At 70.4% G+C, this 20,498-nt stretch carries 16 protein-coding genes, 1 pseudogene and 1 riboswitch; of the genes and pseudogenes, 12 read left to right on the top strand and 5 right to left on the bottom strand.

The window, feature by feature from the left end; genetic code table 11:
• Positions 1-38 precede the first annotated feature (38 nt).
• A complete protein-coding gene (locus ACVW00_RS01520; RefSeq protein WP_457109139.1) occupies positions 39-203 on the top strand; it encodes a hypothetical protein in 165 nt (54 codons plus the stop codon).
• 28 nt (positions 204-231) lie between these two features.
• On the opposite strand, the gene ACVW00_RS01515 is transcribed toward ACVW00_RS01520, so the two are convergent.
• Positions 232-1,248, bottom strand: a complete 1,017-nt coding sequence (locus tag ACVW00_RS01515; RefSeq protein ID WP_457109138.1) for an LLM class flavin-dependent oxidoreductase — start codon at positions 1,246-1,248, stop codon at positions 232-234.
• A gap of 70 nt (positions 1,249-1,318) precedes the next feature.
• On the opposite strand from ACVW00_RS01515, the gene ACVW00_RS01510 reads away from it, so the two are divergent.
• The 6 genes from ACVW00_RS01510 to atzF all read left to right on the top strand — a co-directional run bounded on the left by ACVW00_RS01510 (position 1,319) and on the right by atzF (position 8,567).
• On the top strand, positions 1,319-1,789 hold the full coding sequence (locus tag ACVW00_RS01510; RefSeq protein ID WP_457109137.1) for an SRPBCC domain-containing protein: 471 nt from the start codon (positions 1,319-1,321) through the stop codon (positions 1,787-1,789).
• A gap of 122 nt (positions 1,790-1,911) precedes the next feature.
• Positions 1,912-2,025, top strand: a riboswitch (guanidine-I (ykkC/yxkD leader).
• 57 nt (positions 2,026-2,082) lie between these two features.
• Positions 2,083-3,666 (top strand): amino acid permease, encoded by a 1,584-nt coding sequence (locus tag ACVW00_RS01505; RefSeq protein ID WP_457109136.1) that lies wholly within the window; start codon positions 2,083-2,085, stop codon positions 3,664-3,666.
• Complete coding sequence (locus tag ACVW00_RS01500) at positions 3,663-4,361, top strand: DUF1989 domain-containing protein (RefSeq protein WP_457109135.1); 699 nt, start codon at positions 3,663-3,665, stop codon at positions 4,359-4,361. The genes ACVW00_RS01505 and ACVW00_RS01500 overlap by 4 nt, the downstream gene beginning before the upstream one ends.
• Positions 4,358-4,978, top strand: coding sequence for an urea amidolyase associated protein UAAP2 (locus tag ACVW00_RS01495; RefSeq protein WP_457109134.1), 621 nt, complete (start codon positions 4,358-4,360; stop codon positions 4,976-4,978). Before ACVW00_RS01500 ends, ACVW00_RS01495 begins: the two co-directional genes overlap by 4 nt.
• Positions 4,978-6,951 carry a carboxyltransferase domain-containing protein gene (locus ACVW00_RS01490; RefSeq protein WP_457109133.1) on the top strand — a complete coding sequence of 658 codons (1,974 nt, stop codon included), beginning with the start codon at positions 4,978-4,980 and terminating at the stop codon, positions 6,949-6,951. The genes ACVW00_RS01495 and ACVW00_RS01490 overlap by 1 nt, the downstream gene beginning before the upstream one ends.
• A complete protein-coding gene (gene atzF / locus ACVW00_RS01485) occupies positions 6,948-8,567 on the top strand; it encodes an allophanate hydrolase (RefSeq protein WP_457109132.1) in 1,620 nt (539 codons plus the stop codon). Before ACVW00_RS01490 ends, atzF begins: the two co-directional genes overlap by 4 nt.
• Here the strand turns inward: atzF and ACVW00_RS01480 are convergent.
• The 4 genes from ACVW00_RS01480 to ACVW00_RS01465 form a co-directional block, all read right to left on the bottom strand.
• On the bottom strand, positions 8,557-9,549 hold the full coding sequence (locus ACVW00_RS01480) for a sulfate/molybdate ABC transporter ATP-binding protein (RefSeq protein WP_457109131.1): 993 nt from the start codon (positions 9,547-9,549) through the stop codon (positions 8,557-8,559). The two genes, atzF and ACVW00_RS01480, sit on opposite strands and share 11 nt — an antisense overlap.
• Before the next feature lie 69 nt (positions 9,550-9,618).
• On the bottom strand, positions 9,619-10,443 hold the full coding sequence (locus ACVW00_RS01475; protein ID WP_457109130.1) for a sulfate ABC transporter permease: 825 nt from the start codon (positions 10,441-10,443) through the stop codon (positions 9,619-9,621).
• The gene (cysT, locus tag ACVW00_RS01470; protein WP_457109129.1) at positions 10,436-11,293 is read right to left on the bottom strand and encodes a sulfate ABC transporter permease subunit CysT; all 858 of its coding nucleotides are present in this window, start codon (positions 11,291-11,293) and stop codon (positions 10,436-10,438) included. The genes ACVW00_RS01475 and cysT overlap by 8 nt, the downstream gene beginning before the upstream one ends.
• Positions 11,290-12,333, bottom strand: coding sequence for a sulfate ABC transporter substrate-binding protein (locus ACVW00_RS01465; RefSeq protein ID WP_457109128.1), 1,044 nt, complete (start codon positions 12,331-12,333; stop codon positions 11,290-11,292). Before ACVW00_RS01465 ends, cysT begins: the two co-directional genes overlap by 4 nt.
• Positions 12,334-12,606: 273 nt before the next feature.
• On the opposite strand from ACVW00_RS01465, the gene ACVW00_RS01460 reads away from it, so the two are divergent.
• The 5 genes and pseudogenes from ACVW00_RS01460 to ACVW00_RS01440 all read left to right on the top strand — a co-directional run bounded on the left by ACVW00_RS01460 (position 12,607) and on the right by ACVW00_RS01440 (position 20,387).
• Positions 12,607-14,568, top strand: a complete 1,962-nt coding sequence (locus tag ACVW00_RS01460) for a 2-oxoacid:acceptor oxidoreductase subunit alpha (protein WP_457109127.1) — start codon at positions 12,607-12,609, stop codon at positions 14,566-14,568.
• Complete coding sequence (locus ACVW00_RS01455) at positions 14,565-15,650, top strand: 2-oxoacid:ferredoxin oxidoreductase subunit beta (RefSeq protein ID WP_457109126.1); 1,086 nt, start codon at positions 14,565-14,567, stop codon at positions 15,648-15,650. Before ACVW00_RS01460 ends, ACVW00_RS01455 begins: the two co-directional genes overlap by 4 nt.
• Positions 15,651-15,764: 114 nt before the next feature.
• A complete protein-coding gene (gene rarD, locus ACVW00_RS01450) occupies positions 15,765-16,676 on the top strand; it encodes an EamA family transporter RarD (protein WP_457109125.1) in 912 nt (303 codons plus the stop codon).
• A 949-nt stretch (positions 16,677-17,625) separates the two neighbouring features.
• Positions 17,626-18,612 (top strand): annotated as a pseudogene (locus ACVW00_RS01445) (IS481 family transposase); the annotation flags it as partial.
• A gap of 374 nt (positions 18,613-18,986) precedes the next feature.
• Positions 18,987-20,387 carry an HNH endonuclease signature motif containing protein gene (locus ACVW00_RS01440; RefSeq protein ID WP_457109124.1) on the top strand — a complete coding sequence of 467 codons (1,401 nt, stop codon included), beginning with the start codon at positions 18,987-18,989 and terminating at the stop codon, positions 20,385-20,387.
• Positions 20,388-20,498: the final 111 nt, after the last annotated feature.

Raw genomic sequence — 20,498 nt, 5'->3', positions numbered from 1 at the left:
AGACTTTGGTCATTATCTAGCAATATGAAGGAGACGCCGTGGGTCTCGAGTCTTGGCAGTGGCGGTTCTGGGACCAGTCCACGGCGGTCGACAACGCGCGGGCAGCGAGCCTGGAGCTGGCAGGCCTGCGCACGGAGCGCGACGAGGTGGACGCCTACGTCGTACGGCTGCTCGCCGGCCGCCGCGACACCCGGAGCGCGTGAGCCGGTACGCCGGCCCCGGGCAGGTGCCTCAGCGCCAGCCGAGCTCCGGCGCCACGTGCTTCAGCACGCTCTCCACCACGTGCGCGTTGTAGTCGACACCGAGCTGGTTCGGCACGGTGAGCAGGAGCGTGTCCGCCGCGGCGATCGCCTCGTCCTCGGCGAGCTCGGCGACCAGGCGGTCGGGCTCGGCGGCGTACGAGCGACCGAAGCGGGCGACGCTGCCGTCGATGTAGCCGACCTGGTCGGAGTCAGCGCTCTGCCCGAAGTAGGCGTGGTCACGGTCGTCGACGAGCGGGAAGATGCTCCGGCTCACGGAGACCCGCGGCTCACCCGGGTGTCCCTCCGCCTTCCAGGTGTCGCGGAACAGCTGGATCTGCTCGGCCTGGAGCTGGTGGAACGGGACCCCGGTGTCCTCGGTCAGGAGGGTGGAGCTCATCAGGTTCATCCGCTGTCGCGCGGTCCACTCCGCGGTCGCGCGGGTTCCGGCTCCCCACCAGATCCGCTCGCGGAGGCCCTCCGAGTGCGGCTCGAGGCGGAGCGCACCGGGCGGGTTGGGGAACATCGGCCGCGGGTTCGGCTGGGCGAAGCCCTCGCCGGTGAGCATCCGCAGGAAGACCTCGGTGTGGCTGCGCGCCATGTCCGCGTCGGTCGCCCCCTCCGTCGGCTCGTAGCCGAAGTAGCGGAACCCGTCGATCACCTGCTCGGGTGAACCGCGGCTGATGCCGAGCTGCAGCCGGCCGCCGGAGATGATGTCGGCGGCGCCGGCGTCCTCGGTCATGTAGAGCGGGTTCTCGTAGCGCATGTCGATGACCGCCGTACCGATCTCGATCCGGCTGGTCCGTGCCCCCACCGCAGCCAGCAGGGGAAACGGCGACGCGAGCTGCCGGGCGAAGTGGTGCACCCGGAAGTACGCGCCGTCGCCACCGAGCTCCTCTACGGCGACCGCGAGGTCGATCGACTGCAGGAGGGCGTCGGAGGCGGTGCGGACCTGGGACGCCGGCGACGGCGTCCAGTGGCCGAAGGACAGGAACCCGATCTTCTTCACGAGGGACCAACCTAGTCGGGCACCGAAGGCCTCGACAGGCTCGACCACCGGCTCGGCCTAGCATGCTTCCATGCCCGAAGCCCGGCCCGGCGCGACCGTCGCCATCGACGCCCCGCTGGAGACCGTGTGGGCGGTGATGATGGACATCGACGCGTACGGCGAGTGGAATCCGTTCCTGTTCCGCGCCGAGTGCCCGACTCCCCCGGCGCCCGGCGACCCGATCGTGCTGCACGTGCGCTGGCCGAACGGCAGGACCACCCGCTCACCGGAGCGGATCAGCCAGGTCGAGCCGCCGCACCAGGACGGCGGGACGGTGCGAGCGACGCTCGCCTACGTCTACGAGGGCTTCCCGGCGAAGGTCGGCCTCGTGAAGGGCACCCGCTACCAGCGGCTCAGCCAGGTCTCCGGCGGGCCGACCGTCTACGACACCGTCGAGGAGTTCTCGGGACCCCTCGTCCCGCTGGCCGGCCCGGGCCGCGTGGCCGACGGGTTCCGGCGCCACGCGGAAGCGCTGAAGGCTCGCGCCGAGTCGCTCTCCTGAGGTCTCGCCGGCCCCGGCCCCCGGCGGACGCGACGGTGTGAGGCGGAGGTAACACAGACTTCACATCGGAGCCACCGGTCCGAAACTGCGGCGTCCTGTAGTGGTTCCGACCCGTTGAAGAGGCGGGGCGCCCCTAGGGTTCCGCTCCACGTGAGGTGGAGGACTGGTCCGAGAGGGGAGGCGATCGGCACAGCGTGGTGCCGGTCGTTCCACGGCGGGACAAAAGCCCGGGAGGCCATGTTGGCCCCGGGCTGCCCGCGCGTCTCCGGAGCCAGAGCATCGAAAGGCTCCCGATGTCACTCTCCACTGCGGACCCACAGCTCGACTCGGTCAGCGCGACCGACCTCGAAGGCTTCGGCTACCACCAGCAGCTCTCCCGGCGCGTCGGCTCCTACGCCTCGTTCGCCGCCGGCTTCTCCTTCGTCTCGATCCTCACCACCGTGTTCCAGCTGTTCGGCCTCGGCTTCAGCTTCGGGGGCACCGCGTTCTTCTGGACCTGGCCGGTCGTCTTCGCCGGCCAGCTGATGGTGGCGCTCTGCTTCGCCGAGCTCGCCGCGCACTACCCGATCTCCGGCGCCATCTACCAGTGGTCGCGCCGGCTCGGCGGCGCCGTCCTCGGCTGGTTCGCCGGCTGGACGATGGTGATCGCGCAGGTCATCACCGTGGCAGCCGCCGCCATCGCGCTGCAGGTGGTGCTCCCGGCCGTGTGGTCCGGGTTCCAGATCGTCGGCACGGACCCCTCGCTGGCCTCGCGCGACGGCGCGGCGAACGCCGTCCTCCTCGGCTGCCTGCTGCTCGTGGTCACCACGTCGCTGAACGCGCTGAGCGTGCGCACCACGGCGATCGTGAACTCCGTGGGCGTGACCTGCGAGCTGATCGGCGTCGTGCTGCTCGTGATCCTGCTGTTCGGCCACGCCGAGCGCGGTCCGTCGGTGGTCCTGCACACCACGAACCTCGACCACACCACCGGGTACGTCGTACCGCTGCTGATCTCGGCGCTGATGGCCGCCTACGTTCTGGTCGGGTTCGACAGCGCGGGGGAGCTCTCCGAGGAGACCCACAAGCCGCGCGGCACCACGCCGCGCACGATCATCCGCGCGGTCGTCGCGTCCGGTCTCGGCGGTGCGTTCCTGATCGTCGCCGCACTGATGGCCGCCCCCTCGTTGACCGACGGGAAGCTCGGGATCGAAGGCCTCCCCTACGTGCTCACCAGCCAGCTCGGCACGACCACCGGCAAGCTGCTGCTGCTCGACGTGGCGTTCGCCGTCTCCGTGTGCACGCTGGCCATCCAGACCGCCGCCGCCCGGATGATCTTCTCGATGGCGCGCGACCACGTGCTGCCTTTCTCGGCCCAGCTGAGCAAGGTCTCCGAGCGCACCGGCACACCGCTCCTGGCGACCGTGGTCCCGGGCATCGGCGCCGCTGCCTGCCTGCTCGTCAACGTGGGCAACGCCGGTCTCTTCCTCGGTCTGGCCAGCGTCTGCATCATGCTGCTCTACGTCGCCTACCTCATGGTCACCGTTCCCCTGCTGGTACGCCGGATCAAGGGCGACGCCCTCCCCGAGGGTGTCGACGAGGACGGCCGTCCGCTGTTCTCCCTGGGCCGCGCCGGCATCGTCGTGAACGTCGTGGCCGTCGCCTACGGCGCCCTCATGACGGTCAACCTCGGCTGGCCCCGCGCGGAGGTCTACGACCCTGCCGGCGAGGGCTGGTACCTGCACTACCTGCCGCTGATCGCGCTCGCGGTGACCGCCGGCGGCGGGGTGCTGGCCTACCTCTACCAGCGCACGGCGTACCACCGGGCCATCGGCGAGCCGGTCGCGCCGCTCACCCTGGCCCTGCCGCAGCTGGGAGCCACCGTCGAGGAGGAGGCGTGAGGTACGCCCACGACATCCCCGGAGGTGCGGCCTGGTCCTGGCCCGTCCCGGCGGGGCGGCTGGTCACGCTGACCGCCCTGGGAGCCGACGCCAACGCGAGCGTTCTGCTCTACGGTCCCGACCGTCTCGACCGGCTCAACGTGCCGGACACGATGAAGGCGCAGATGTCGGCCTGCATCCGGCCGCCGATGGTGCTGATGTCCGACCGCGGGCTCGCGCTGGCCTCCGTGGTCTCGTCGACCTCGTCGTGGCACGACTGCCTCACCGGCTTCGGGCACGACGAGCACCTCGCCCGGCACGGCGCGTCCAGCTACGCAGAGCACCGCAACGCCTGGCGGAGGTCCGCCCGGGCGGGCCTGGTCGGCGAGCTGACCAAGCACGGCCTCGGCGAGGCCGACCTGCACGGCCCGGTGAACTTCTTCAGCAAGGTCGGCATCGTCGACGACGCCCGAGCCTCGCTGGGGTGGGTCGCCGGTCACACGCAGGAGGGCGACCAGGTGGTGCTCCGGACCGAGGCCGACGTGCTGGTCGTGGTCTCGACCGCGCCGCACCCGATGTCGACTGCCGCGTACGCGCCGGCCGGTGTCCGGGTGGGCGTGCGGCGTGCGCAGCCGCGCGACGACACCGATCCGAGCTCGACCTTCCGCGACGAGTCCCGACGGGCGCTCGAGATGGCCGGGAGGGTCCTGGCATGACCAGCACCCTCCAGGCGACCGTGCTCGACACGGTCGTCCAGGCCGGCGACGGCGCACTCGTGCCGGTGCCCGCCGGCGGCCGGCTGCGCATCGTCGACCTGCACGGCAACCAGGCGGTCGACACGCTCCTCTACGACGCCGCGGACATCGACCACCGCTACTCCGCCTTCGACACGGTGCGTGAGCAGGGAGCAGTGTTCCTGACCACCGGTTCCCGGCTGCTCTCCCACCGGCTCGAGGAGCTCGCGGTGATCACCGACGACACCTGCGGCCGGCACGACACCGTCGGCGGCGCGTGCGCGCAGGAGAGCAACGTCATCCGGTACGGCGAGCACACCCGGCACCAGCACGCGTGCCGGGAGACCTTCCTCCGGTACGGCGCACCGGCCGGCATCGGCCAGCGCCACCTCGGGCACAACATCAACTTCTTCATGAACGTGCCCGTGACCGGCAACGGCGACCTGACGTTCGAGGACGGGCTGTCCGCGCCCGGGAAGCACGTCGAGCTGACGGCGAGTCGCGACATCCTGGTCCTGATCAGCAACTGCCCGCAGCTCAACAACCCGTGCAACGGCTGGGACCCGACGCCCGTGCAGCTGCTCGGCCGGTGGGGCTGATGGCGGCCGTCTCGGTCCTCGACGGCGGTGTGCAGACGACCGTGCAGGACGTCGTCGGTCGCACCGGGCTGTGGGACGTCGGAGTGCCACCCTCCGGCGCCTTCGACGAGCTCACCATGGTCCTGGTCAACGCCGGTGTCGGGAACCACGCCAACGCGGCCGGGCTCGAGTGCGTGGTCCGCGGACCGCGCCTGCGGCTCGACGAGGCGCGGCTGGTGTGCATCGGCGGAGCGGCAACCCGGGCGACGGTGGACGGACGCCCGCTGCGCGCCGGCGCCGTCGCCATGCTGCCCGCCGGTGCGGTGCTCGACGTCGGTCCGCTCGACGGAGCCGGCATGCGCGCCTACGTCGCGATCGAGGGCGGGCTGGACGTGCCCCGGGTGCTCGGCAGCAGGTCGACCTTCCTGCTCGGCGGGTTCGGCGGGGTCGACGGCCGCGCCCTGGTCACCGACGACGCGATCCTCCTCGGACGGCGCGACAACCGGCTCGCGCCCGTCGCACCCGTGCTCCCCGAGCTGCCGGACGAGTGGGACGTCCGGGTCCTCCCGGGCCCGCACGGCGCGCCGGAGCACCTGACCGAGGCTGGCGTCGCGGAGCTCTTCGCGACGACCTGGCTGGTCGACCACCGGGCCGACCGGACCGGGATCCGGCTCGTCGGTCCGACCCCGGGCTGGGCGCGCACCGACGGTGGCGAGGCCGGGCTGCATCCCTCGAACGTGCACGACTCCGCCTACCCCGTGGGCGGGATCATGCTGTCCGGGGACACCCCGGTGATCGTCGGCAAGGACGGGCCGTCGCTCGGCGGCTTCGTCGTGCCGGCGGGCGTCATCGAGGCCGACCGGTGGATCCTCGGCCAGCTGAGGCCGGGTGCGCGGCTGCGGCTGGTGCCGGTCACGCCGGAGCAGGCCGCCGAGGCGATGCGCGTACGCCGGGCAAGGCTGGCCACCGTGTCCCTGGGCAGCCCGGATCCCGGCGAAGACGCGCCGGGGATCACGACAGGCGCCGGCTCCTTCGCACGGCCCCAGGAGCTGCAGGCCGCCGACGCGACGTCGACCGCACCGGCGTACACGATCAGGCGGTCGGGCGATCGCCACCTCCTCGTCGAGGCCGGCCCGACCGAGCTCGACCTCGGCGTGCGGGTGTGGATCCACCTGCTGGCCCAGGCGCTGCGCGCCGAAGGCCTCGAGGGGGTGACCGAGATCGTCGAAGGGGTGCGATCCGTCCTGGTCGCCGTGGACACCTCGGTCACCGACCTCGAGACCGTGGGCAAGCACCTCGCCGTGCTTGCCCTCGGCCTCGAGGATCCGGAGACGGCAGTGCTCCCGGCACGTGAGGTCGTCCTGCCGATCGCCTTCGACCACCCGGCGACCCACGAGGCGATGCGCCGGTACGCGACCTCCGTGCGGCCGGATGCGCCGTGGTGCCCGGACAACGTGGAGTTCATCCGCCGGGTCAACGCCCTGCCGGAGCGGGACGAGGTCTTCGACGTGGTCGCGGCCGCGACCTACCTCGTGGTCGGCCTCGGTGACGTCTACCTGGGTGCGCCCGTGGCGGTGCCGATCGACCCCCGCCACCGGCTGGTCACGACCAAGTACAACCCCGCCCGCACGTGGACGCCGGAGAGCGCTGTCGGCATCGGCGGCATCTACCTGTGCGTCTACGGCATGGAGGGTCCGGGTGGCTACCAGCTGGTGGGACGGACCGTCCCGATGTGGCGGCTCTCCGGACGCGACGAGCAGCCGTGGTTGCTGCGGCAGTTCGACCGGATCCGTTTCCGGCCGGTGACCGCGGACGAGCTGGCGCACGAGCGCGAGCAGATCCGGGCCGGCCGCGCCGACCTCGACGTGGCGCCGGCGTCGTTCTCGCTCGCCGAGGTGCGCGCGCTCGAGCGCGAGGCGGGCGACGAGATCGCGTCCGTCCGCGCGACCAGGAGAGCAGCCTTCGAGGCCGAGCGGAAGCGGTGGCTGGCATGAGCGACCCGGTGTTCATCTCCCGTCTCTCCGAGGCGGAGCAGGCAGCGTTCGCCACGGGGGAAGGCCCGCTCGCCGGGCTCCGCTTCGCCATCAAGGACAACATCGACCTGGCCGGGACGCCCACGACGGCCGGCGACCCGCGCAACGTGACGCCGGCGGCCCGGTCGGCGTACGTGGTCGAGCAGCTGCTGGCTGCCGGAGCCGTCCCCGTCGGGAAGACCAACCTGGACCAGTACGCCACCGGGCTGGTCGGCACGCGCTCCCCCTACGGCGCCTGCTCCTCGGCGTACTCCGACGAGCACGTGAGCGGCGGCTCCAGCTCGGGCAGCGCGGTGGCCGTTGCCTCGGGCGAGGTCGACTTCGCGCTCGGGACCGACACCGCCGGCAGCGGCCGCGTGCCGGCAGCCTTCAACGGCATCGTCGGGATCAAGCCGAGCCGTGGGCTCGTGTCGACCCGCGGCGTCGTCCCTGCCTGCCGGACGCTGGACTGCGTGACGGTGATGGCGCGCACGGTCGCCACGGCGCGGCGCGCCTTCGAGGTGATGGGCTCCTACGACGCCGCGGACCCGTACTCCCGCCGCCTCCGGCCGGCCGGGCGCCCGGCCGGCCCGCCGGTGATCGGCGTGCCCTCGGCGGACCTCGGGCTGGACGACGCGCACGAACTCGCCTGGAAGCAGGCGGTCGAGCTGGCGCACGGCCTCGGCGTGGTCGTCCGGGTCGACGTCTCACCGCTCCTCGAGGCGGCCGAGCTCCTTTACGCCGGGCCTTGGCTCGCCGAGCGGTGGCTCGCGTTCGGCGACCGGATGGACGACGACCCCGCGGTCGACCCGACGGTCCGGGCGATCGTGCGACGCGGCGAGGCGGTCACCGCGAGCGAGGCGTTCGCGGGCTTCGGGCGGCTCGCCGAGCTGTCGCGGGCGGCAGAGCCGCTGTGGTCGCGGCTGGACGCACTCCTCCTCCCCGTGACACCCACCCACCCGACGCTCGCCGCGGTCGCCGCGGACCCGATCGGGGTGAACACGACGCTCGGCAGGTTCACCAACATGACCAACCTGCTCGACCTCTGTGCCGTCGCTGTCCCAGGTCCGCCGCGGGCGGACGGGCTCCCGTTCGGCGTACAGCTGCTCGCTCCCGCGGGTCACGACGACGCGCTCGTGGACCTGGCGGCCGCCTGGTGCGGCGAGGAGGTCGACGCGGGTGCCCGAGGCACCGACCCGGACTCCGTGCTGGTCGCCGTCGCCGGGGCGCACCTGAGCGGCCAGCCGCTCAACGGCGAGCTGGTACGCCGTGGCGCGACCCTCGCCTTCGCCGCGAGGACCGCACCGGACTACCGGATGTACCTCGTCGACGGGCCGCTGCCACGTCCGGGCCTGACCCGCCTGCGCGATGGGTCTCCGACCGGCTCGGGCATCGACGTCGAGGTCTGGCGCCTCCCGGCCGCCCAGCTGGCAGCGTTCGTCGCGACGGTGCTGCCGCCCCTGGCGCTCGGGCCGCTCGACCTGGCGGACGGCTCGTCGGTGCTGGGCTTCGTGTGCACCGCAGACGGCGTCGACCCCGCGCGCGACATCACCCCGCACGGAGGCTGGCGGGCCTACCTGGAGGCGGTCAGGCCGTAGCCGTCTCGACCGGTTCCATGATCGGCACCACCGCGCCGTGCGTCGGCGCCAGCCACACGTCGAGGTCGGTGCGCAGCCCGAGCGAGCGCTGGTGCGCCCGCGTCACGGTCACGGTGATCTCCTCGTGGGCGGCATCCAGCAGCTCGACGGTGAGCCGCACCTCGAACCCGACGCGCAGCTCGCGGACGATCCGCGCCGGGATGGACCCCGCGATGCCGGGGTGCGTGAAGACCTCGATGTCGTGCGGCCGGTACAGCGCACCGTCGATCTCGGTGGTGGGGCCGAGGAAGCTCATCACGAAGTCGTTGGCCGGGGCGTCGTAGAGCTGGTCGGGGCTGCCGACCTGCTCGATCCGGCCCTCGTTGATGACCACGATCTCGTCGGCGACCTCCAGGGCCTCCTCCTGGTCGTGGGTCACGAACACCGTCGTCACCTGCACCTCGTCGTGCAGTCGGCGCAGCCACTCACGCAGCTCCTTGCGGACCTTGGCGTCGAGCGCGCCGAACGGCTCGTCGAGCAGCAGCACGCTCGGCTCGACCGCCAGCGCGCGGGCCAGCGCCATCCGCTGCCGCTGCCCTCCGGACAGCTGTGCCGGCAGCCGGTCGGCGAACTGGGACAGGTGCACCAGCTCCAGCAGCTCGTCGACCCGGCGGCGGACCTCGTCCTTCGGCCGCTTGCGGATCTCCAGGCCGAAGGCCACGTTGCGCGCCACGCTCATGTGCTTGAAGGCCGCGTAGTGCTGGAAGACGAACCCCACGTTGCGCTTCTGCGGCGGCAGGTGCGTGGCCTCGTGGCCCTCGATCGTGACGGTGCCCCCGTCGGCGGTCTCGAGGCCCGCGATGATCCGCAGCAGCGTCGACTTGCCGCCGCCCGACGGCCCGAGCAGGGCGGTCAGCTGGCCGGTCGGAAGGTCGACCGAGACGTCGTCCAGGGCGACGAAGTCGCCATAGGTCTTCGTAATACCGGACACCTTGATGCTCATGAGCGACCTCGCTTCGCATCGGCCGCTACATGAGCAGGCTCGCTGTGTTGGACTTGTCGTTCGCTTCGCTCACTCATGGCTCTCCTTGGGGCGCAGGATCGACACGATGACCAGGCAGGTCATCGCGGCGAGGGCGAGGACCGCCGCGGCGGAGTACGCCGTCGCCTGCTCGAAGTTCTGGTACTTGGCCTCGACGAGGAGGGTCGTGGTCTGGGTGTCCTCGGCGATGTTGCTCGAGACGATCTTCACTGCGCCGAACTCCCCCAGGGAGCGCGCGAGGCTGAGCACGACGCCGTACACGACGGCCCACTTGATGCCGGGCAGCGTGATCCGCCGGAAGGTCTGCAGGCCGCTGGCACCGAGGCTCCGGGCGGCCTGCTCCTGGTCGTCGCCGATCTCCTGGAGCACCGGTACGACCTCGCGGATCACCAGTGGCAGCGCGACGAAGACGGTGGCCATCACCATCCCCGGAGTGGCGAAGATGATCTGGACGCCGAGCTTCTCCAGCGTCGGACCGAACCAGCCGTCGCGGCCGTTGTAGACCAGCAGCAGCGCCAGGCCGACGACGACCGGCGAGACCGACAGCGGCACGTCGATCAGCGCGGACAGCACCCGCTTGCCCCAGAACTCGTAGCGCACGAGGAGCAGCGAGATCCCGACCCCGAAGACGAGGTTGATCGCGACGGCGATGACCGAGATGGTCGCGGTCAGCTGCAGGGCGTGGGTCACGGCCGGGTCCCGGAGCGAGTCGAACATGGCCGACCAGCCGTCGCCGAGCGCGTTCTTGAACACGAGCGTCGTCGGCCACGCGACGAGGAGGAAGACGTAGCCGATCGTCACGGTGCGGAGCGCGATCCGCACACCGAGCGGCTCTCGAAGTCGGCTGTCAGCCACGGCGCGCCACCCTTCGCTGGATGAGGTCGAGCCCGACGATGACCACGAGCGCGACCACGAGCAGGATCGCCGCGACCGATGCCGCAGCGGCGCTGTTGCCGTTCTCCTCGTAGGCCAGCACGCGGACCGATGCCACCTCGGTGCGGTTGGGAAGGTTGCCGGAGAGCAGCACCAGCGAGCCGTACTCGCTGATCCCCCGGGCGAAGGACAGGGCGGCGCCCGCGGCGATGGCCGGGGCGAGCGCCGGCAGGATCACGCGCCGGAACGTGGTCAGCCGGCTGGCGCCGAGCGACGCGGCCGCCTCCTCGACGTCGCGGTCCAGAGCCTCGAGCACCGGCTGCGTCGTACGCACCACGAACGGCAGCGTCACGAACGCGAGCGCGAGGAAGACCGCCATCCGCGTGTTCGCCACGTTGACCCCGAGGGGCGACTGCGGGCCGTACAGCGAGAGCAGCACCAGCCCGGCGACGATCGTGGGCAGCGCGAACGGTACGTCGATCACGACATCGAGGGCGCGCTTGCCCCAGAACCGGTCGCGCACGAGCACCCAGGCAAGAGCCGTGCCCATCACGATGTTGATCGCGGTCACCATCGCGGACTGCGCGACGGTGAGCCGGATCGCGGCAGCCGTCTGCGAGCTCGTGATGGTGCCCCAGAAGTCCGACCAGCCCCCGCCCGCGGCGGTGATGATCACCGCGCACAGCGGGATCAGGACGAGCAGGCTGAACCAGGTGAGGGCGATCCCCAGACCGAGGGTCGAGGGTACGCCGAGCGCACCGGTGCCCCGGGGACGACGCGTGCGCGTCGTACCCGGAGCGCCGGGAGCAACCGTGGTGGCGGCTACGGTCACGACTTGCCCGTGGCTGCCTGGATCTGCGTCACGATGCCGGTCTTCTCGTCGAAGAACTTCGTTGCCGCCTCTGCCCAGCCACCGAAGTCCTTGTCGATGGTGAGCAGGGTGGTCGGCGTCGGGTACGGGTTCGACGGGTCGTTGGCACCCTTGGTCTCGAACGAGCCCACGTCGACGAGCGGGCGGAAGCCGCTCTTCGCGTAGTCGAGCTGACCGTCCTTGCTCTCCAGGTAGTCCAGGAACTTCTGCGCGGCCGGCTTCGCCTTGGTGGTGACCGCGGCCGGGTTCTCGATCAGGAGGGTCTGGTCGGGGACGATGTAGTCGAAGTCGGCACCGTTCTGGCGGGCCAGGATCGCCTCGTTCTCGTAGGACAGCAGCACGTCGCCGTTGCCGCTCTGGAAGGCGGTCGTCGCCTCACGGCCGCTGCCCGGGAGCGCGACGGTGTTGCCGAAGAACTTGGTGAGGTACGCCTTGGCGTCGTCCTCGGTGCCGCCGTTGGCGATCACCGAGCCCCAGGCGGCGAGGATGTTCCAGCGAGCGGAACCCGACGAGCCGGGGTTCGGGGTGATGATCTTGACGCCCGGCTTGACCAGGTCGGACCAGGACTTGATGCCCTTGGGGTTGCCCTTGCGGACCACGAAGACGACCACGGACTGGCTGGCGATGCCCTTGGTGGGACCGGTGTTCCAGTCCTTCGCCACGAGTCCGGCGTCGACCAGGCGGGTGATGTCGGTCGCGAGCGAGAAGTGCACGATGTCGGCCTTCTGGCCGGCGGCGACGGCGCGGCTCTGGTCACCCGAGGCACCGTACGAGCCCTTGAAGGTGACGTCCTTGCCGGCAGAGGTCTTCTCGAAGTCGCTGAAGACCTGCTTGTTGGGCTGCTCCAGGATCGAGAAGCCGACCACGTTCAGGTTGGTCTTGCTGGCGGCGTCGGAGCTCGAGCCGCAGCCCGTCAACGCCATGGCTGCTGCCGCGACTCCTGCTGCGAGGGCCAGGCCTCGTCGACCCCACTGGCGGGGAACGGCGTGCTTGCTGGTCATGCGGGTGCTCCTTCAAATCTGCCCGAGAGGCTTCCGGTTAGTCACTTAATTTACTACACTTAGGTAGGCCTATAGCAAATCACAGGTAGTGAGGCGTGTCACGTCTGCGCCTGTGTGTTGAGATGCGCCCCGGATCCGGAGATCGCCGACTATCGTGGAGCGGTGGAGAGGGACAACTAGAACGCGTTCTAGTTTCGCTCTAGGATGGCGCCGTACACACGTACGCGCTTGCCGCCCGCGAGGCGGCAGCTCGAGGAGAAGAAGGCGTTTCGCGTGGCCAAGCAGGTCCAGCAGCTCGACCGGGTGATCATTCGCTTCGCCGGCGACTCCGGTGACGGGATGCAGCTCACCGGCGACCGGTTCACCCAGGAGTCCGCGGCGTTCGGCAACGACCTCGCGACCTTCCCCAACTTCCCGGCGGAGATCCGCGCCCCCCAGGGCACGCTGCCCGGGGTGTCGTCGTTCCAGGTGCACTTCGCCGACCACGACATCCTGACCGCAGGCGACGCTCCCGACGTGCTCGTCGCGATGAACCCGGCAGCACTGCGCGCGAACCTCGGGGACATGGCGCCGGGCACCGCGATCATCGTCGACTCCCACGACTTCACCGACCGCAACCTCGCCAAGGCCGGCTACGACTCGAACCCGCTCGAGGACGACAGCGCCGAGTCGCTGGCCCAGAAGTACAACCTGTCCGTGCTCGACCTGACCGGGATGACGGTCGAGGCGGTCAAGGAGTTCGGGCTCTCCCGCAAGGACGCCGCCCGTGCGAAGAACATGTTCGCCCTCGGCCTGCTGTCCTGGATGTACGGCCGGCCGACCGAGACCACGATCGACTTCCTCAACGCCCGCTTCGCCAAGGCCCCCGACATCCGCGACGCCAACATCACCGCGTTCAAGGCCGGCTGGAACTTCGGCGAGACCACCGAGGCTTTCGTCGTCCAGTACGAGATCAAGCCGGCCGCCATGCCGGTCGGCACCTACCGCAACATCTCCGGCAACCTGGCGCTGTCCTACGGCCTGATCGCCGGCGGCGTCCAGACCGGTCTGCCCGTGTTCCTGGGCTCCTACCCGATCACTCCGGCCTCCGACATCCTCCACGAGCTGAGCAAGCACAAGCGGTTCGGTGTCACCACGTTCCAGGCCGAGGACGAGATCGCCGGCATCGGCGCCGCGCTCGGAGCGGCGTTCGCCGGCTCGCTGGGGGTCACCACGACCTCCGGTCCGGGGATCGCGCTGAAGTCCGAGACGATCGGCCTCGCCGTGATGACCGAGCTGCCGCTGCTCATCATCGACGTGCAGCGAGGCGGTCCGTCGACCGGCCTGCCGACCAAGACCGAGCAGGCCGACCTGCTGCAGGCGATGTTCGGCCGCAACGGCGAGGCGCCGGTCCCGATCGTCGCCCCGCAGTCACCCGGCGACTGCTTCACCGCCGCGATCGAGGCGATCCGGATCGCGGTCACCTACCGCACGCCGGTGATGCTGCTCTCCGACGGCTACCTCGCCAACGGCTCCGAGCCCTGGCGGATCCCCGAGATCGCCGACCTGCCCGCCATCGAGCCCGACTTCGCCACCGGCCCGAACAAGACCGTGGTGACCAAGAGCAAGAGCCGTGACGGCGAGGTCACCGAGTCGACCAGCGAGGAGTTCTGGCCCTACCTGCGCGACGAGGAGACCCTCGCGCGGCCGTGGGCGATCCCGGGCACGCCGGGGATCGAGCACCGCATCGGCGGCCTGGAGAAGGGCGACGGGCACGGCAACATCTCCTACGACCCGGCCAACCACGACTACATGGTGCGGATCCGGCAGGCCAAGGTCGACCGGATCGCCGAGTCGCTGCCCCCGCTCGAGGTCGACGACCCGTCCGGTGCAGCCAAGGTGCTGGTGCTCGGCTGGGGGTCGACGTACGGCCCGATCGGTGCTGCCTGCCGCCGAGTCCGCAAGGCCGGCCTCGACGTCGCCCAGGTGCACCTGCGCCACCTCAACCCGTTCCCGAAGGACCTCGGCGAGATCCTCAAGCGGTACGACGCGGTGATGGTCCCCGAGATGAACCTCGGCCAGCTGTCCCTGCTGATCCGCGCGAAGTACCTCGTCGACGTGGCCGGCTACAACCAGGTCAACGGCATGCCGCTCAAGGCCGCCGAGCTCGCCGAGGCCATCACCGACCTGATCGCGCACACCGGGGGTGGCGCCGACCAGCTCGGCCACACCGGTGAGATGGAGGCCGTCAAGTGACCACCCAGGAGCTCCCCTTCCCCGGACTGGCCGGCGTCCCGACCAGCGACGTACCGCAGAACCGCAAGGAGTACACCTCCGACCAGGAGGTCCGCTGGTGCCCGGGCTGCGGCGACTACGCCGTGCTGGCCGCGGTTCAGGGCTTCCTGCCGGAGCTGGGCCTGCGCCGCGAGAACATCGTGTTCGTCTCCGGCATCGGCTGCTCCTCGCGGTTCCCGTACTACCTCGACACCTACGGCATCCACTCGATCCACGGCCGCGCGCCGGCGATCGCGAGCGGCATCGCGACCGCACGCCAGGATCTCTCGGTCTGGGTGGTCACCGGCGACGGTGACGCGCTGTCGATCGGCGGCAACCACCTGATCCACGCGATGCGCCGCAACGTGAACCTGAAGATCCTGCTGTTCAACAACCGGATCTACGGGCTCACCAAGGGCCAGTACTCCCCCACCTCGGAGCCGGGCAAGATCACCAAGTCGACCCCACTGGGCTCGGTCGACCACCCGTTCAACCCCGTCTCGCTCGCGCTCGGCGCGGAGGCGTCCTTCGTGGCGCGGACCGTCGACTCCGACCGCAAGCACCTCACCTCGGTCCTCAGCGCCGCCGCCGCCCATCGCGGCACCGCCCTGGTGGAGATCTACCAGAACTGCCCGATCTTCAACGACGGCGCCTTCGACGCGATCAAGGACAACGACACGAAGTCCGACGCGATCATCCCGCTCGAGCACGGTGAGCCGATCCGCTTCGGACAGCTCGGCGAGGACGGCCTCGGCACCAAGGGCATCGCCCGCGACCCGGAGTCGGGCGGCGTGAAGGTGGTCGAGGTCGCCGCTGTCGGCACCGACGCCCTGCTCGTCCACGACGCCCACAACGCCGACCCGTCGATGGCCTTCGCACTGTCTCGGCTGACCGACGCCGGCGTGCTCCACCAGGCGCCGATCGGGATCTTCCGCGACGTCGACCGGCCGACGTACGACGACCAGGCCCGGCAGCAGATCGCCACCGCCAGCGAGGGCATCGGGGACCGCCAGGCCGCGCTCGCCGGGCTGATCTCCGGCTCGGACACCTGGACGATCATCTGAGCCGAGGCTCCGCGAGGCACGAGCGGAGACTCGACGCGAAGAGGTCGAGCGAGCCTGCGGGTGAGCCTGCGGACCCGCAACGGCGGGTCGAGACCTGAGCCCTACAGTCAAGGCATGCCCGACTCACGCCGCGGTCTCCTGTACGGCGTCGCGGCGTACGTGCTCTGGGGCGCCTTCCCGCTCTACTTCCCCCTGCTCGAGCCCGCCGGTGCCCTCGAGATCCTGGCCCACCGCGTCGCCTGGTCCTTGGCGACGATGCTCCTCGTCGTGGCACTGTCGCGCCGGCTGCCGCAGTTCCGTGCACTGTTCCGGCGTCATCGTGCTCGCAACCTGCTGACGTTGGCCGCGGTCGTGATCGCGGTGAACTGGGGCACCTACATCTGGGGCGTCAACAACCACCGGGTCGTGGAGACGTCGCTCGGCTACTTCATCAACCCGCTGGTGACGGTGCTCATGGGCGTCGTGGTCCTGCGAGAGCGACTCCGCCGTTGGCAGTGGCTGGCGCTCGGCATCGCGTTCGTCGCCGTCGTCGGGCTGACCGTCGACTACGGGCACCCACCCTGGGTGGCGGTCACGCTGGCCTTCTCCTTCGGCACCTACGGGCTCGCCAAGAAGCAGGCGGGAGTCGAGGCCGTCGAGAGCCTGACCTTCGAGACGATGGTGCTGGCCCCGGTGGCGCTGGGCTACCTGTTCTGGCTGAGCGCGTCGGGCTCCGGGCACTTCGTCGGACACGGTGTCGGCCACTCCCTCCTGCTCGCATCGACGGGGATTGTGACCGCCGTACCCCTCCTCTGCTTCGGCGCAGCCGCGATCCGGGTGCCGATGACGAGTCTGGGCCTGCTGCAGTACCTCGCCCCGATCCTGCAGTTCCTCCTCGGCGTGACCGTGCTCGACGAGCACATGTCACCCATGCGCTGGGTCGGCTTCGGCCTCGTCTGGGTGGCCCTCGTGATCTTCACCGTCGAGGCCACCCGTCACCACCGGCAACAACAGCTCCGCCTGACCGCGGAGGCAGCAGCGCTGTAGCAGGCTGTGCGTGGTTGGGTTCTTGGCAACGATGAGGAGTACGCCGCCTGGCTGGGTCCTGCGGTCGGGTGCGGTCCCGACCGACTGGTGGTCGAGCAGCGAGCTTGCGAGCGATCAGACGAGACCCGGTGACCTAGGGCAGGGACCCAACCACAGGTGGTCGAGCAGCGAGCCTGCGAGCGACCAGTCGAGACCCGGTGACCTAGGGCAGGGACCGGACCTCCGGGGGGTCGAGCAGCGAGCCTGCGAGCGGCCAGACGAGACCCGGTGACCTGGGACGGGGACCGGACCCCCTGGTGGTCGAGCAGCGAGCCTGCGAGCGGCCAGTCGAGACCCGGTGACCTGGGACGGGGACCGGACCCCCTGGTGGTCGAGCAGCGAGCCTGCGAGCGGCCAGACGAGACCCGGTGACCTTGGGCAGGGACCGGACCCAGAGGTGGTCGAGCAGCGAGCTTGCGAGCGGCCAGACGAGACCCGGTGACCTGGGGCAGGGACCCGACCACCGGGTGGTCGAGCAGCGAGCCTGCGAGCGGCCAGTCGAGACCTGGTGACCTTGGGCACGGACCCGACCACCGGGTGGTCGAGCAGCGAGCCTGCGAGCGATCAGACGAGACCCGGTGAGGTCGGGCAGGGACCCGACCCCGGGTGGTCGAGCAGCGAGGCTGCGAGCGACCAGTCGAGACCTCGAGTCCATGGGTGGTTGGGTTCTTGGCAACGACGACGCAGTACGCCGCGGGGCTGGGCCCGGCGGTCGGGGCGGGATCGCAACCACGGGTGGTCGAGCAGCGAGCTCGCGAGCGGCCAGTCGAGACCCGGTGACCTAGGTGTACTGATCGGGCACGTTGGTTGAGATCGTGTGACGACACGATCTGAATGAGCTTGGTAGGCGAAGACCTCCGGGCGTGGAGTGGAGCTACCTAGGAACCGCTCCACGACCCAGGAGGTCTTCGTGTCCCACGCTAACGCTGCCCTGACCCCGCGCGCCCGTCTGAGGCTGGCGCGTCTGATCATCGATCACCACTGGCCGGTCCGGCGCGCGGCTGAGCGTTACGACGTCTCGTGGCCGACCGCGAAGCGGTGGGCTGAGCGTTATCGCGAACTCGGCGAAGCCGGCATGGCCGACCGGTCATCTCGGCCGCATCGATCTCCGAACAAGACACCGCAGCCGATTGTGCGCAAGATCGTGCACCTGCGCTGGAAGCAACGCTTGGGCCCGGTCGAGATCAGCTACCGGGTCGGGTGTGCTGCCTCGACAGTCCACGCCGTGCTGGTCCGATGCCGGATCAACCGGCTCTCCCACGTCGACCGGGTCACCGGCGAGCCGACCCGCCGCTATGAGCACGACCACCCCGGTTCGATGCTCCATGGCGACGTCAAGAAGCTCGGCAACGTGCCCGATGGAGGCGGGTGGCGCTACGTCGGCCGGGTCCAGGGCCGACAGAACCGGCGAGCCACGTCGGGCAAGCCCCGCAACCAGTGGCACAACCCCAAGATGGGCACCGCGTTCGTGCACACCGTCCTCGACGACCACTCCCGGGTCGCCTACGCCGAGATCCACGACGACGAGACGGCCGCCACCGCAGCGACGGTCCTGCGCAACGCCGTCGCCTGGTTCGAAGCCCGAGGAGTCACCGTCGAGCGGGTCCTCACCGACAACGGCAGCTGCTACCGCTCGTTCCTATGGCGTGACACCTGCGCCGAACTCAACATCGTGCACAAGCGGACCCGGCCCTACCGGCCGCAGACCAACGGGAAGATCGAGCGCTTCCACCGCACCATGGCCGACGGTTGGGCCTTCAAACGGTTCTACTCCTCGGAGTCCGTCCGCAGGAAAGCTCTGCCAGCATGGATCCACGAGTACAACCACCACCGGCCCCACACCGCAATCGGCAGGTCAACGCCCATCAGCCGCTTGACCAACCTCTCCGATCAGTACACCCCTAGGGCAGGGACCCAACCCCTGGCGGTCGAGCAGCGAGCCTGCGAGCGATCAGTCGAGACCTCGGTCTGTGGGTGGTCGGGTTCTTGGCAACGACGACGCAGTACGCCGCGGAGCTGGGCCTGGCGGTCGGGTGCGGTCGCAACCAGGTGGTCGAGCAGCGAGCCTGCGAGCGGCCAGTCGAGACCCGGTAACCTTGGGCAGGGACCCAACCCCTGGTGGTCGAGCAGCGAGCCTGCGAGCGGCCAGTCGAGACCCGGTGAGATGCGGCAGAGACCCCACCAAGATTCTTCGAGAAAGTTCTCCGATTCCCCATCCCGGTAAGGCGAAACCGGGCCGGTTCTGTCGGTGGTCACCCCTAGATTCATCACATGGACTCGGGCACCACCACTCTGGACGCAGCCGCTGTGCTGGGTGCTGCCCGAGCGTTCCGCACCCAGGCCAACACTGCTGAGGCCGGGGTGCTGGCCGCCGCGTTGGAGTGGGCCCACCTCCATGTTGTCGACGACCTGGATGTGGCGGCGACCTGGGTGGTCGCCGAGGGTCGCGACACCGGGATCCCGATCGGCGGGGAAGGGTGCCCGTGGGTCTCGGAGTTCGCGGTCGGGGAGTTCGCCACCGCCCTGGGCCTGACCGACCGGTCCGGACGCGACCTGATCGCCTGTGCCCTCGAGCTGGCCCACCGGTTGCCGAAGACCTGGTTCCGGGTCCAGGAAGGCACCCTGGTGGCCTGGCGGGCCAAGCGGATCGCCGAAGCCACCCTGCACCTGAGTTTCGAGGCCGCCCAGTTCGTCGATGCCCAGCTGGCACCGTTCGCGCACAAGACCGGACCGGTCCAGACCCAACGGCTCCTCGACCAGGCCATCGCCCGGTTCATGCCCGAGTTCGCCGCCGAAGAACGCGCCCGGGCTGCCGATCAGCGGTACTTCAGCATCGAGCACGACCAGGTCTCCTTCGCCGGCACCTCCCGGGTCCACGGGGAGCTGGACCTCGCCGACGCCCTGGACCTCGCCGACGCCGTCACCGCTGGTGCCCAACAGCTCGCCGACCTCGGCTCCACCGAACCACTGGACGCCCGGAGAGCGGCCGCGGTCGGGATGATCGCCCGCGGGGAACACACGCTGCCTCTCCAGGCCGCTGGGGTTGCGACAGGCTCAACCACCGGGACAGGCACTCTGGGCTCCGAGGTAGCCCGGTCCGAGGCCGGGCGGGTGATCCGGCCCCGGCGTCGCGGTGGCCGGGAGGTGGTGCTGTTCGTGCACCTCTCCGCCGACGCCCTGGCCACCGGTGACCCCAATACCCCGGTGCTGCTGGACAACGCCGGCGGACAGGTCCTCACCGCCGGGCAGGTCGCCGAGTGGTGTGGGCGCCCCGAGACGTCCCGGATCGTCGTCAAACCCGTCATCGACCTCAACCAGCACCTCGAAACCGATGCCTACCGGGTCCCTGACCGGATCGCCGAACAGGTCGAGCTGCGCGACCGCACCTGTGTGTTCCCGTGGTGCCAACGACCGGCCCGGTCCTGCGACAAGGACCACATCATCGCCTACGACCCCGACGGACCACCGGGCCAGACCAGCACCGAGAACCTCGCGCCGTTGTGTCGACGCCACCACCGGATGAAGACCCACGGCAACTGGACCTACACCATGCTCGAGCTCGGTGCCTACCTGTGGCGCTCTCCCTACGGGTACACCTACCTGCGCGACACCACCGGCACCGAGGACCTCACCCCGGCCCCGGTCGACCCACCACCACGACGAACCAGCTGACCCACACCCCGCCGGGCACCCGGCGGGGTCACCAGCATGCCCGGGTGGCGAAACCGAAGGGCTCAACTGAGGATTCTCGGCTGCGCTGGATCCGAGACACTGTCTCCTGGG

Source organism: Marmoricola sp. URHA0025 HA25 (assembly GCF_054059435.1).
The sequence above is the reverse complement of the archived record's forward strand: the minus strand, read 5'-3'. Positions and strand labels throughout refer to the sequence as shown.

What these genes read in the sequence shown, in the direction of transcription:
- ACVW00_RS01490 (WP_457109133.1), top strand. Translation starts at nt 4,978, where the DNA reads ATGGCGGCCGTCTCGGTCCTCGACGGCGGTGTGCAGACGACCGTGCAG.
- ACVW00_RS01505 (WP_457109136.1), top strand. Translation starts at nt 2,083, where the DNA reads ATGTCACTCTCCACTGCGGACCCACAGCTCGACTCGGTCAGCGCGACC.
- ACVW00_RS01440 (WP_457109124.1), top strand. Translation starts at nt 18,987, where the DNA reads ATGGACTCGGGCACCACCACTCTGGACGCAGCCGCTGTGCTGGGTGCT.
- ACVW00_RS01510 (WP_457109137.1), top strand. Translation starts at nt 1,319, where the DNA reads ATGCCCGAAGCCCGGCCCGGCGCGACCGTCGCCATCGACGCCCCGCTG.
- rarD (WP_457109125.1), top strand. Translation starts at nt 15,765, where the DNA reads ATGCCCGACTCACGCCGCGGTCTCCTGTACGGCGTCGCGGCGTACGTG.
- atzF (WP_457109132.1), top strand. Translation starts at nt 6,948, where the DNA reads ATGAGCGACCCGGTGTTCATCTCCCGTCTCTCCGAGGCGGAGCAGGCA.
- ACVW00_RS01480 (WP_457109131.1), bottom strand. Translation starts at nt 9,549, where the DNA reads ATGAGCATCAAGGTGTCCGGTATTACGAAGACCTATGGCGACTTCGTC.
- ACVW00_RS01495 (WP_457109134.1), top strand. Translation starts at nt 4,358, where the DNA reads ATGACCAGCACCCTCCAGGCGACCGTGCTCGACACGGTCGTCCAGGCC.
- ACVW00_RS01465 (WP_457109128.1), bottom strand. Translation starts at nt 12,333, where the DNA reads ATGACCAGCAAGCACGCCGTTCCCCGCCAGTGGGGTCGACGAGGCCTG.